Here is a 12,096-nt window from a genome sequence, read left to right on the forward strand (position 1 = left end):
GGGCGGTGACATCAGGGAATGCCTATGCCATCTGTCCGCCCATGCCAATATCGACAACAAGCGAGCCGAATACAATGTCTCGTTGACCCGGCCAGATCGTGCACCTGTGCGCCTGCCTGGACCTGTTACTGACAAATTCACTCTTTCGGAGCTTTCCCTTGTTCATTTCTTCTGCTTTCGCCCAGACCGCTCCTGCCGCCGCTGCTGAAGGCGGCTTAATGGGTTCGCTCACTGGCATGCTGCCTTTGGTGCTGATGTTCGTGGTGCTGTACTTCGTAATGATTCGTCCTCAGATGAAGCGCCAAAAGGAACACCGCGCCATGATTGACGCGCTGGCCAAGGGTGATGATGTGGCAACTGCTGGTGGCATCATCGGCACCGTGACCCGCATGGCTGAGCAGTTCGTTCACATCGAAATCGCTTCCGGCGTGGAAATCCAGATCCAGCGCTCTGCTGTGACGCAAGTCCTGCCCAAGGGCTCGGCCAAGTAATCGGTCTGCTCAAGACCTGCCGAGACCGCCATTGACGTTGCTGCCTTGCACATCGTCTCGAATGCAGATCATTGATTTGCGTGGCGGATCCGGTGTTTCTCCTCAAGGGTACGGCGCTCGTTCAGAGTGCGCGTACCCGTTGTGCGTTGCTGTAAAACAAAGAGCGCGATCATGAACCGTTACCCGGTCTGGAAGTACGCGATCCTCGTGGTCGCGCTGCTGGTGGGGGTGATCTACACCCTGCCCAATTTCTTTGGTGAAGCGCCTGCTGTACAGGTTTCTTCGGCCAAAGCCACTGTAAAAGTGGACAACGCGGTGCTGCAAAAGGTGGAATCTGCCTTGAGCGCAGCTAACGTTAAGCCAACCTCACTGTCGCTGGAAGGCACTTCGGTGCGTGCACGCTTTGATACGCCCGATGAGCAGCTCAAGGCCAAGGACGTTATCCAGAAGGCATTGATTGCGGATCCCACAGATCCCGTCTACATCGTGGCGCTGAACCTGGTCTCGCGCTCGCCTGACTGGCTGACCTCCATCGGTGCTAAGCCCATGTATCTGGGTCTGGACTTGCGCGGCGGCGTGCATTTCATGCTGCAAGTCGACATGGCTGCAGCTCTGACCAAGAAGGCCGAGAGCTATGCGGGCGACCTGCGTACTTTCATGCGCGATAAGAACATTCGCCACGGAGGTGTGAGCCGTGATGGCAACAGCATCACCGTCCGCATGCGCGACGCTGCGACGCAAACTGCTGTGAGTAACCTCATCAAGGATCAGTTTCCTGACCTCACCGCAACATCCACACCTGACGGCACCGGATTCAAGCTGTTGGCATCGATCAAGCCAGAAGCTTTGCGCAAGGTGCAAGAGCAAGCGCTTAAGCAAAATATGGTGACGCTGCACAACCGTATCAACGAGTTGGGCGTGGCCGAGCCGGTGATTCAGCAACAGGGCCTAGACCGCATTGTGGTGCAACTGCCTGGTGTGCAGGACACCGCCAAGGCCAAGGACATTCTGGGCCGTACCGCGACCTTGGAAGTGCGCATGGTCGATGAGTCCACCGAAGCGCGCGGCGCCGAAATGGGTTCTGGCCCCGTACCTTTTGGCTCTGAAAAGTATCTGGATCGCAATGGTCAGGCCGTTATCGTGCACAAGCAGGTGACGCTGACTGGCGAGAACCTGACCGATGCCCAGCCTGGCTTTGACGGCCAGACCCAAGAGGCTACGGTGAATCTGACGCTGGACGCCAAGGGCGCCCGTACCTTCAAGGACGTGACCCGCGAGAACATCGGCAAGCGCATGGCCATCATCTTGTTCGAAAAGGGCAAGGGCGAAGTGGTGACAGCGCCTGTGATCCGTGGCGAAATCGGTGGTGGTCGCGTGCAAATTTCCGGTCGTATGACGACTCAGGAAGCTAACGACACCTCGCTGCTACTGCGCGCTGGCTCGCTGGCAGCGCCTATGGAAATCATTGAGGAATACACCATCGGCCCAAGCTTGGGTGCGGACAATATCAACCGCGGTATTCACTCTGTGGTCTGGGGTATGGTGGCGATTGCAGCCTTTATGTGCGTGTACTACATGCTGTTTGGCGTGTTCTCCACAGTAGCTCTGTCGGTGAACGTGCTGCTGCTGCTGGCCATCTTGTCCATGTTGCAAGCCACGCTGACCCTGCCTGGCATCGCCGCTATGGCACTGGCGCTAGGCGTAGCCATTGACTCTAACGTGTTGATTAACGAGCGTATTCGTGAAGAACTGCGAGCCGGTGCGTCGCCACAGGCGGCTATCCATGCAGGTTACGAGAACGCTTGGCACACCATCTTGGACTCGAACGTGACCACGCTGATCGCTGGTCTTGCCCTTCTGGCCTTTGGCTCAGGCGTGGTGCGCGGCTTTGCGGTGGTGCACTGCATTGGTATTTTGACCAGCATGTTCTCGGCTGTGTTCTTCTCGCGCGGTCTGGTGAACCTCTGGTACGGCGGCAAGAAAAAGCTCAAGAGCATCTCCATTGGTCAGGTCTGGAAGCCTGCTGAGGGTGATGGTCACCGCTCCGTAGCCAGCCGTAGCAGCAACAACTAAGGAGGAAGATCATGGAATTCTTCCGCATCAAAAAAGATATCCCGTTCATGAAGTACGCGTTGTGGCTCAACGCTGTTTCCTTCATCACATTCGCGCTGGCCGTCTTTTTCCTGTTCTCTCGCGGACTGCACCTGTCGGTGGAGTTCACGGGCGGTACGGTCATGGAAGTGGCTTACAGCCAGCCTGCCGAAATCGGCAAAGTTCGTGACACCATCTCCAAGCTGGGCTACCAGGATGTGATCGTGCAGAATTTTGGTACGTCCAAGGATGTGATGATCCGCCTGCCCGTGCAAAAGGGCGTGACTACTGCACAGCAAAGCGAGCAAGTGCTCACAGCACTTAAGGCGCAAGACGCTGAAGTAACGCTGCGCCGCACCGAATTTGTCGGCCCTCAGGTGGGCGATGAGCTGATGCACAGCGGCCTGATGGCGCTGGGCATGGTGATTTTGGGCATCATCATTTATCTGGCCTTCCGCTTTGAGTGGAAGTTCGGTGTGGCGGCCATCATCGCCAACTTGCATGATGTGGTCATCATTTTGGGCTTCTTCGCTTTCTTCCAGTGGGAGTTCTCGCTCTCGGTGCTGGCAGGCGTGCTGGCGGTGCTGGGCTACTCGGTCAATGAGTCAGTGGTTATTTTTGACCGTATCCGCGAAGCCTTCCGCAAGTTCCGCAAGCTCAATACGCACGAGGTGATTGATCACGCGATTACCTCGACCATGAGTCGCACCATCATCACCCACGCCTCTACCGAAGCTATGGTGCTGTCGATGTTCTTCTTCGGTGGTCCTAGCCTTCACTACTTTGCGCTGGCCCTGACGATCGGCATTTTGTTCGGCATCTACTCTTCAGTATTTGTGGCTGCAGCTATTGCCATGTGGCTGGGCGTCAAACGCGAAGATTTGATCAAGGCTCCTGCAGCCAAGACTTCTGCGCAAGATCCTAGCGATCCCAACTCTGGAGCGGTGGTCTGACGGTTTTAAAAGGATGACCGGGCGCACGCAAGTGCCTGCGCCGCCCTTACACTTAGACCATGACTCTTTCGCAGCCCTCTAACAACGCGTCTGCGGCCCAGCAACAACTGGGCTGGCAGGCGCGTTTGCGTTGGGTTCATGGCATTTGCCAAGGTTTGCCCAAAGTCGCTCAGCAACTCGATGAGTTTCTCTCTAATCAGAGCAGCTCTGCTTCTGCGCAAATAGATGCGCAGGCATGGCGTGATGTTTGGCAGAACTTTCAAGCCCAAAAAGATGCATGGGTTTCGGCAAGCGTGAACGCCCTGCAGCAGGCGGCGCGCAAGCCGAGGTTGCCGAGTGGCGAAAGCGTTATATCAACGTCAGCGCCGCTGACGTTTGAATTGCTCAGCGACGATGTCGTTGATAACAAAATTCTGGCATCCCGTATGGCACTGACCATGGGGGAGACACTCCAGCCCGGTTTTGACTCCATGCGCTTGCGCATTCAGGCACTGGAGGGACAAGAGCTTGCTGTGCAAGACATGTTCCGCGTTGATCGCATCTGCCTGCATTTGGTTGAGCAATGGCTGGCCTGTGGGCTGGAGCGCAAGCATCTGCTGCAGGTTTTAGAGCCATTTCAAACAGCATTGGCACCGCTGCTGGAGTCTGAGTACAGCACTCTACATAAGCTGCTAGATGCCAAAGGCGTGAGCAAGGCTGCGGATGCGCCTTTGCGTGTGAGGCGCACGGAAAGCGGGGCATCGACTAGTGCAATGAAACTAAGTGGCGGCGCTCATAGTAGCCACGGCAGTGCGTCTGAGCCCAACAACTGGGGACACTCCGCCAGTCATCAGTACATGCCGGCTGGCATGGGTATGGGTGCTGGTATGCCGGGCGGTATGGGCGTGCAATTGCCGCCCGGAGCCAGCGCCGGTTTGAGCATGCTGGCGCGGGCGCGTCACCGCGCAATGGATGCGATGAATCAATTGCGGCAGGTGCTCAGTCAACCTGCTCTGGGTATTTCGGGTCTGGCGCAGAGTGGGGCTCAAATGCCTATGCCGCCTGCATCGGCAGCACTGGAGCAAGCGCTGCAAGAGCAGCAGCACATGATGCTGACCCAGTTCCAAGCCCAATACCCGGTAATGCCAGGCACGGTCATGGCTATGCCCGCCATGGATTACAGCCCTGCAGCGATTGGGCAACTGGTCAACCAAGTGCGAGAGCGCTCGGCAGACTTCAAAAACAAGGCTGAGACCAAGGGCGAAAAAGCCACTATTGAGGTGGTGGCGTTGATGTTCCAGAGCATTCTTTCGGAAGATCGCCTGCCCCCCTCCATTCGCGTTTGGTTTGCACGGCTGCAGGTGCCGGTATTACGTGTGGCCCTTGCTGAGCCTCAGTTTTTTAGCGACTTGAATCACCCCGCGCGCAAGTTGATTGACCGCATGGGTTCTTGCGTTATGGGCTTTGATGCCAGCAGCATCAGCGGCAATGCGCTGGAGCTTGAAATTCGCCGCGTGGTTCAGGTCATTGAGCAATATCCTGAAACGGGACAAAAGGTTTTCGCCCTGGTGTTGCGTGAGTTTGAGGAATTCCTCACCAAGCATCTGACGCAAAACAAGTCCACGGCCAAGATCAGCTCTGTGGCGCAACAGGTAGAGCAAAAAGAAACGCTGGCCGTGCAGTACACCATTGAGCTGCGCAACATGCTCAACGATATTCCGGTGCGCGAAGAGGTACGCAATTTTCTCTTCAAGTCTTGGGCTGATGTGCTGGCCATGGCGACGGTACGCTACGGCGCCAAAGATGCACGCGCCATGCGCTTTAAGCAGGCCGCGAGCGAGCTGGTGTGGTCTGCAAGTGCCAAACCATCGCGCCAAGAAAGAGCCCGGGTCATTCAAGGGTTGCCGACTTTGCTGCAGACCTTGCGTGAAGGGCTGGAGTTGGTGAGCGTGACGGGTGATACGCAGTCTGCCGTTATCAAGGCGCTGACTGATACCTTGGCTCAGGCTTTTATGTCCAAAACTGCAGCGATTCCTACGGAACACATAGATGCCATGGCCAAGCGCCTGTCCGAGCTGGAAAAATACATCAGCGAAGATGGCAAGCTGGACGATATGCCTTTGTCTAACGAAAGCATTGAGTTGATGCTGGGCGTGGATACAGCAGGATTGCACGTCATTCCAAATACCGATACTCCGGTCGAGCCCGCCATGCTGGAATGGGCCAAGATGCTGGAAACTGGCCGCTGGTTTACGATGGACCACAACGGTGCCCGTGTGCAAGTGCAATATGTCTGGCACAGCCGCCGCAAGCATCTGCACCTGTTTGCATCGTTAGACAGCCATTGCTATCTGCTGCAGGCTCAGCGCATGGCCACCTATCTGCAGGCAGGCTTGTTGTCCGTGCATGATGAGGAAGCGTTGACTGTGCGTGCGACGCGAGATGCGCTGCAGAAGATTCAGGCGAACCCGGAGCGCTTGAGCTGACTCCCCCTGAGCGGCTGCGCCGCTTCCCCCTCTCTGCTTCGCGGAAGGGGACGACAGCCTCGCTGCGCGGCGGCGCTTGCTTGCTGTCCCGCAATTGGTAGATGCCAGTTTTTAGCTATGCGTAATGCGCTGATACAAGCCGCCGGGCAGGCGGGCGACCATGGCATCGAGTTCCAGCTCCATCAACTGCGCCTGCAAGTGGGCAGCGTCCCAGCCGGTGCGGGCCATTAGCGTATCTAACGTCATGGGGTCATGGCCTAGCGCTCTCAGCAATTCAGGCTCTTGCTTTGATACTTCATTTTTAATAGCTTCTGGTCCTTTTGCTATATGGACTTGAAGTGGATTTATGCCTTGAAGTTCATCGAGGATATCAGCCGCTGTTTCCACCAGCTTGGCGCCTTGGCGTAGCAATGCATGACAGCCCTTGGCCTGCGGCGCGTGAATCGATCCTGGGATGGCGAAGACGTCACGCCCCTGCTCGCTGGCCAGGCGGGCTGTGATGAGTGAGCCAGATTGCAGCGCTGCCTCAACCACCAGCGTGCCTTGCGACAGGCCCGAGATGATGCGGTTGCGCTGGGGGAAGTGCTTGGGTAATGGCTCGCTGCCCAGCGGATATTCGCTGATGACTAGGCCGTGCAGCGCAATTTGTTGGGCCAGCGCGGTGTGGGCGCGTGGATACACCTGATCCAGCCCCGTTCCCACAACGGCAATCGTGCAAGGAGTTTTGGCGGTTTTGCCTTTCAACGCACCTTCGTGCGCCGCCGCATCTATGCCGCGAGCTAATCCTGAGACTATGCAAAGCCCTTGCTCGGCCAGCGCTTGCGCCATGTCACGGGCGTTGATAACGCCTTGCGCGGAAGGGTTGCGACTGCCCACCATCGCCAGTGTGGCCGGGTAAGGAAACCAAGGGTCGCTAGAGGCAAGCAATGCGGCAGGCCCTTGTACAAACAGCATCAAGGGCGTGTCTTCGGTCTCTAGCAAACATTGCGGGTACTGAGAATTACCCAGATGAATGAAGGTGTGCAAGGTGCCCGCAGCCGGCGCAGCCAGCCATTGAGACAGGGTGTTGCAATGCTTTTCCCAATCTGCAGGAAGCTCGGCCAGTGCCTTGACTTGAGCTTGCGTGGCGCACTCTGCCCATGCAAGCAAGGGCAGGCGCCAGATGGCTTCAGCGCTTCCCGCCTTAGCCAGTAGCTTGCGCGCCGTGGTGCGCCCAACGCCGGGTGTCAGCAGCAGGCGCAGCCAAGCCAACGCTTCTGCATCGGGCGGAGCATGGTGCGTATCGTTTTGAAGTGACGGCACCATGCGCACTCTCCAGCTTAATTTTGCGGCGACTGCAGGCCGTCACCCACATTGACTGGGCGCTGGGCAGTGGTGATGAGAGCGTAGGAGACTTGGTCAAACACTCGGAAGACCATGGCGTAGCCGTTTTGCTCGTCGGGCAGTTTTACTCTGCTGCGGTTGGGGCTTGTTTTGTCCACAATCACATCGCCCTTGCTGACCAGCTCCAGCACCGTGCCGACATCAACGCCATCTTTAGAGCCCTTGTTGATGGCGATGATCTGATTTTGGGCTGCATTAGCGCCTACTGAGTCACCGTAAATGGAAACCACAGCAGCAGTGGTGGGCGAGCTGGGGGCATGAGGCACATAGCTCAGGTATTGCTGCTCGGGCGAGGCCAGCAAGCGGTCGCCAGCGCGAATTTCATTTTTGGAACGGGTGATGTCTACCGTTGCAGGAGTGCTCTGTTGCGGCTCTCCTTCGATGGTGTCGACTATCGTTTCACCACGAACAACGGCTGCACTGCCCAGATACTTGGCTTCATAACCCAAGACGATGCGGGTGACGGGGTCTATCAGTGGGGTTGCGTCACGGAAGATTCGGTAGCTGGTGGGCTGGCCCTTGTCGCTGCTGATGATGGCTCCGCCGGAGTTGCGCACGTAAGCCCGGTCTCCACTCGCCATCAGGACGCGCTTGTCCATGGTGGCAATGATGCGAGGGGCTTGGTCCAGCTCTCGCAGGCCAACGACCAACGGCTCAGCCAAGAATGGCTCGATCAAGTGAGGTGGCAGAGTGGGCAGCGCCAAGTCTTTGAGCGAGGACTCACGTGTTTGTGGCGATAGGCGCACCACACCCGAATCACCGTTAGGCCCTGTGGTGGACAGTCGGGCATAGCCGTTGCTACGCACCAAATACAGCACCTGACCGGGGAAAATCTGATGAGGATTGGAAATACTGGAGAGGTTCATGCCCCACAACTCGGGCCAGCGCCAAGGTTGGCGCAGATACAGGCCCGAAATACCCCACAGCGTGTCGCCGCGCTTGACGGTGTACTGAGCAGGTGCATTGGGCGCCAAATCTGTCTCGGGAATACCTTGCTGAGCGACTTGTTGGGCTGTGGAGCGCTGAGTGGCGGTCACGGGATAGCTTTGAGCGTGAACCGTGGTCAGGCCGACAAGCAGCGTAGCTCCGATGCTTAAGGCGCGTGCAGTGGTCAATGCGATCATGAATTCTTTCTTCCGGGATTCGTGTGTTGCAGCGCCCCTCGTGTCGCCGCACTGTGGTCGATCTTGGCATAACCGACCCTACAAGTCTTACAAATGTGTCGAAATTCTCGGCCCAAGGCCTCGATAGATCAATGTTTATTGGGCTTGAGCCCAGCGTTTCACGTCAAAAGTTGGGACAATAACGACAGATTTATCGAGATACCATGGCCATTCTTCCCATTCTCTGCTACCCCGACCCCCGTCTTCACAAGGTTGCCCAGCCCGTGGCACAGGTGGATGAGCGCATCCAGACTTTGGTGAAAGACATGCTTGAAACCATGTATGACGCCCAAGGCATTGGCTTGGCCGCCACGCAGGTTGATGCCCATGTGCGCGTTGTCGTGATCGATGTGTCTGAAGATCGCAATGAACCGATGACGCTGATCAACCCTGAAATCCTATGGGCCAGCGAAGAAAAGCGTCAGGGTGAAGAGGGTTGTCTGTCCGTGCCTGGCATTTATGACGGCGTGGAGCGCTCGACTTCTGTCAAGGTGCGAGCTATGGACGAAAACGGCAAAAGCCGCGAGATTGAAGCCCAAGGCATGCTGGCCATCTGCATTCAGCATGAGATGGATCACCTGATTGGCAAGGTCTTTGTCGAATACCTGTCGCCCCTTAAGCGCACCCGCATCAAGACCAAGCTGGTCAAAGCCCAAAAGCAAGCCCTCAGAGACTAACTGGAGTCGCTATGTCACCGCCGCTGCCCCTGCCTCGCTTAAGAACATGGTTGACTGCCAGTTTGCTGGCCTTGGGGTTAGCGGGCTGCATGGTGCCCCAGTGGCAAAAGCCCGGGATGCCGCAGGCTGATGTGGAAAAAGGCATGGGCAAACCCACGGTGGTTGTGCCCTTGCCAGATGGCGGGCAGCGCTTGGTTTATAGCCAGCAACCCGCAGGGCAGCAGGTCTACCATATGGACTTTGATGCCCAAAAACGGCTGATGCGCGTTGAGCAGGTTCTAGATACTGCTCACTTTTTTGCGCTGCGCAACGGGGTAGATACCCAAGATACCGTCTACCGCGAGTTTGGACCGCCCGCCAAAGTGGAGAAGGTCTACAGCTTCAAAGGCGACATCTGGACCTACCGGTTTATGGACAATACCTTGGCTCGCCGTGCCCATGTGCATATAGATCCGCAAGGCGTAGTCCAAAAAGTCATGTTCACCGACGAGAGCATGTACTTGCGCGAACCAAGAAGGTAGGCGCTCCCTGAGGCGCGTTGCGCCCTCCCCCCTTTCTGCTTTGCGCAGGGATACGACACCCTCGACGCGCGGCGGCGCTTCCTCGGTGTCCTGCTATGGGCAATAGCGCTTTTACAAGAGACAAAGAAAAATCATGAAAGTCATTTTTGCGGGCACGCCCGAATTTGCGCGCGTCGCTTTGGAGCGCTTGCTGACCGCTGGCTTTGAAGTGCCGCTGGTCTTGACCCAGCCTGATCGCCCCGCCGGCCGCGGCATGAAGCTGCAGGCCTCACCCGTCAAACAATGCGCTTTGGAGCATGGCATTGCCGTCGCCCAGCCCATGAGCCTGCGCCTTGATGGCAAGTATCCCGAAGAAGCCGCTGCCGCCAAGGCCGCGATTGATGCCGCTCAGGCGGATGTGATGGTGGTGGCCGCCTACGGCCTGATCCTGCCGCAATGGGTGCTTGATACCCCACGTCTGGGTTGCCTGAATATTCACGCCAGCTTGCTGCCACGCTGGCGCGGCGCTGCACCTATCCACCGTGCGATTGAGGCAGGTGATGCAGAAACTGGCGTCACCATCATGCAGATGGATGCAGGTCTGGATACCGGCGATATGTGCGTGATTGAGAGCTTGCCTATCGCCGCTGATGACACCACGGCCAGCCTGCACGACAAATTGGCAGAACTGGGCGGACGCATGATTGTGGAAGCCTTGGAGTTGGCCGCCTGCGGTGGCCTCAAAAGCACGCCACAGCCCGCCGATGGTGTGAACTATGCTCACAAAATTGAAAAAGCCGAGAGCCTGATTGACTGGAGCGAAAGCGCCGAAGTCATCGCTCGCCGTCTGCGTGCCTTCAACCCCTTCCCCGGTGGTTCTACCAGTCTGGGCAGCGAAGCCATCAAGGTCTGGGGCGCTGTGGCCGAAGAGGGTTCAGGCGCTGCAGGTACCGTGCTGTCGGCAGATGCACAAGGCGTGCGCGTGGCCTGCGGCAGTGGCGTGCTCAATATGACGCTGCTGCAACGTGCAGGCGGTAAGCGCTTGGCCGCAGGCGATTTTCTGCGCGGCTTTGAGCTGCCTGCGGGCTCTGTGTTGGGTGAAAACTCCACCGCTGTATGACGGCCCATGCGCTCACGCTGAGCCAGCGTGCGAAAGCGATCGTTAAAGATACTTTCTTCTGGCTGGGCGTCAAAGAAATGAGCGGCCCGGCGCTGGGTATTGCGGCTTGGGGCTTGGTCACCGGCGTGGCCATGGTCAAAAGTGGCTTGTCTGTGCCCCTGGCGCTATTCATGGGCTTTACGGCCTATGCGGGTAGCGCCCAGCTGGCCGTTTTGCCCTTGATTGCTGTGGGCGCGCCGCTGTGGGTGGTTTGGTTCACTGCAATCTGCGTCAACCTGCGCTTTGTCATCTTGTCGAGCATGTGGCGCAGTTATTTCTCGCACTTGAGTCTGCGCCACAGGGTGACGGCAGGCTACTTTAGTGGCGATGTGATTTTTGTGAACTTCATGCGCCGCTACCCTGAGGCCAAGCCTCAGGCCGAGCAAGTGCCTTATTTCTGGGGCGCGGCCATAACGAACTGGCTGGCGTGGCAAATTCCGTCCACTTTAGGCATTTTCCTGGCCGATCAAATTCCGCTGTCTTGGGGCTTGGGCTTTGCAGGTGTGCTGGCACTGCTCGGCGTGCTGCTGTCCATGCTCAATGACCGTGCAACCTTGGTCGCTTCTGTTGTTGCATGCACAGCGGCGGTGGCAGCATTTGCGCTGCCGCTCAAGCTCAATATTTTGGTGGCGATTGCAGCGGCGGTGGCCGCAGGTTTGATGGCTGAGCAAATGCAAAAGCAGGCAAGCCAGCTACCGGCAGTCGCGGATAAAAGCAGCGACAAGGAGAGCAGGCCATGATGGGTGATATTTGGGTCGTCATCGCCTGCATTGGTCTAGCGGTCATCACCTTTGTGACACGTGCTTTTTTCATGATCCCTGAAAAAGAAGTGCCGCTGCCCAACTGGCTCAAACGCGGCTTAAAGTACGCGCCACTGGCTGCGTTGGCAGCGGTGATTGCGCCTGAGATGCTGATGAGCAACGGCCAGTTAATCAGCAGCTTTGCCGATGCGCGCCTGCCCGCGTTACTCGCTGCGGTGCTGTACTTTTTTTACAAGCGCAGTATTTTGGGAACCATCGCTTTAGGAATGGCAATCTATCTGCCTTTGCATATTGGACTGGGCTGGTAGCCTGATCGCTAGATATACAGGAGCTGCGTGCTCCTGTTTTCTTTAGCATCACAAGAAAAAGCTCTGAAACCCAGTTACTACAAGCACCTCATGCTCCTGTTTTTGAGTTGAGTAAATCTGTGAATGCATGTGGTTGCCAGGCTTC

The 12,096-nt window shown here is 57.2% G+C and carries 11 protein-coding genes; 9 read left to right on the forward strand and 2 right to left on the reverse strand.

Annotation, left to right across the window (positions count from 1 at the left end; all coding sequences use genetic code 11):
- Window positions 1-158: 158 nt before the first annotated feature.
- From yajC to KUF54_RS11385, 4 genes are all read left to right on the forward strand, one after another.
- The gene (yajC, locus tag KUF54_RS11370; RefSeq protein WP_219342935.1) at window positions 159-491 is read left to right on the forward strand and encodes a preprotein translocase subunit YajC; all 333 of its coding nucleotides are present in this window, start codon (window positions 159-161) and stop codon (window positions 489-491) included.
- A gap of 171 nt (window positions 492-662) precedes the next feature.
- Window positions 663-2,564 carry a protein translocase subunit SecD gene (gene secD, locus KUF54_RS11375; RefSeq protein ID WP_219342936.1) on the forward strand — a complete coding sequence of 634 codons (1,902 nt, stop codon included), beginning with the start codon at window positions 663-665 and terminating at the stop codon, window positions 2,562-2,564.
- Between the two features lie 11 nt (window positions 2,565-2,575).
- Entirely contained in the window at window positions 2,576-3,535 is a 960-nt protein-coding gene (gene secF, locus KUF54_RS11380) for a protein translocase subunit SecF (RefSeq protein WP_219342937.1), read from the forward strand.
- A 59-nt stretch (window positions 3,536-3,594) separates the two neighbouring features.
- Window positions 3,595-6,000: a DUF1631 domain-containing protein gene (locus tag KUF54_RS11385; RefSeq protein WP_219342938.1), complete on the forward strand. Its 2,406-nt coding sequence runs from the start codon at window positions 3,595-3,597 to the stop codon at window positions 5,998-6,000.
- Window positions 6,001-6,111: 111 nt separating this feature from the next.
- On the opposite strand, the gene dprA is transcribed toward KUF54_RS11385, so the two are convergent.
- Window positions 6,112-7,305 carry a DNA-processing protein DprA gene (gene dprA, locus KUF54_RS11390; protein ID WP_219342939.1) on the reverse strand — a complete coding sequence of 398 codons (1,194 nt, stop codon included), beginning with the start codon at window positions 7,303-7,305 and terminating at the stop codon, window positions 6,112-6,114.
- Between the two features lie 14 nt (window positions 7,306-7,319).
- Window positions 7,320-8,507 carry a LysM domain-containing protein gene (locus tag KUF54_RS11395; RefSeq protein WP_219342940.1) on the reverse strand — a complete coding sequence of 396 codons (1,188 nt, stop codon included), beginning with the start codon at window positions 8,505-8,507 and terminating at the stop codon, window positions 7,320-7,322.
- A gap of 203 nt (window positions 8,508-8,710) precedes the next feature.
- Between KUF54_RS11395 and def the strand changes: the two genes are divergently transcribed.
- The 5 genes from def (at window position 8,711) to KUF54_RS11420 (ending at window position 11,951) form a co-directional block, all read left to right on the forward strand.
- Complete coding sequence (gene def / locus KUF54_RS11400) at window positions 8,711-9,223, forward strand: peptide deformylase (RefSeq protein ID WP_219342941.1); 513 nt, start codon at window positions 8,711-8,713, stop codon at window positions 9,221-9,223.
- 23 nt (window positions 9,224-9,246) lie between these two features.
- On the forward strand, window positions 9,247-9,744 hold the full coding sequence (locus tag KUF54_RS11405) for a hypothetical protein (protein WP_219346377.1): 498 nt from the start codon (window positions 9,247-9,249) through the stop codon (window positions 9,742-9,744).
- A 133-nt stretch (window positions 9,745-9,877) separates the two neighbouring features.
- Window positions 9,878-10,843 (forward strand): methionyl-tRNA formyltransferase, encoded by a 966-nt coding sequence (fmt, locus tag KUF54_RS11410; RefSeq protein WP_219342942.1) that lies wholly within the window; start codon window positions 9,878-9,880, stop codon window positions 10,841-10,843.
- Window positions 10,840-11,622 (forward strand): AzlC family ABC transporter permease, encoded by a 783-nt coding sequence (locus tag KUF54_RS11415; protein WP_219342943.1) that lies wholly within the window; start codon window positions 10,840-10,842, stop codon window positions 11,620-11,622. Before fmt ends, KUF54_RS11415 begins: the two co-directional genes overlap by 4 nt.
- Entirely contained in the window at window positions 11,619-11,951 is a 333-nt protein-coding gene (locus tag KUF54_RS11420; protein ID WP_219342944.1) for an AzlD domain-containing protein, read from the forward strand. Before KUF54_RS11415 ends, KUF54_RS11420 begins: the two co-directional genes overlap by 4 nt.
- Window positions 11,952-12,096 lie beyond the last annotated feature (145 nt).

Origin of the sequence: Comamonas sp. Y33R10-2 (assembly GCF_019355935.1) — a bacterium.
In the GTDB taxonomy this organism is placed as follows: Bacteria; Pseudomonadota; Gammaproteobacteria; order Burkholderiales; family Burkholderiaceae_C; genus Comamonas.

Bases quoted from the DNA above. Each gene is read 5' to 3' on its own strand.
- secD (WP_219342936.1), top strand. From the start codon at position 663: ATGAACCGTTACCCGGTCTGGAAGTACGCGATCCTCGTGGTCGCGCTG.
- secF (WP_219342937.1), top strand. From the start codon at position 2,576: ATGGAATTCTTCCGCATCAAAAAAGATATCCCGTTCATGAAGTACGCG.
- KUF54_RS11385 (WP_219342938.1), top strand. From the start codon at position 3,595: ATGACTCTTTCGCAGCCCTCTAACAACGCGTCTGCGGCCCAGCAACAA.
- dprA (WP_219342939.1), bottom strand. From the start codon at position 7,305: ATGGTGCCGTCACTTCAAAACGATACGCACCATGCTCCGCCCGATGCA.
- KUF54_RS11395 (WP_219342940.1), bottom strand. From the start codon at position 8,507: ATGATCGCATTGACCACTGCACGCGCCTTAAGCATCGGAGCTACGCTG.
- def (WP_219342941.1), top strand. From the start codon at position 8,711: ATGGCCATTCTTCCCATTCTCTGCTACCCCGACCCCCGTCTTCACAAG.
- fmt (WP_219342942.1), top strand. From the start codon at position 9,878: ATGAAAGTCATTTTTGCGGGCACGCCCGAATTTGCGCGCGTCGCTTTG.
- KUF54_RS11415 (WP_219342943.1), top strand. From the start codon at position 10,840: ATGACGGCCCATGCGCTCACGCTGAGCCAGCGTGCGAAAGCGATCGTT.
- KUF54_RS11420 (WP_219342944.1), top strand. From the start codon at position 11,619: ATGATGGGTGATATTTGGGTCGTCATCGCCTGCATTGGTCTAGCGGTC.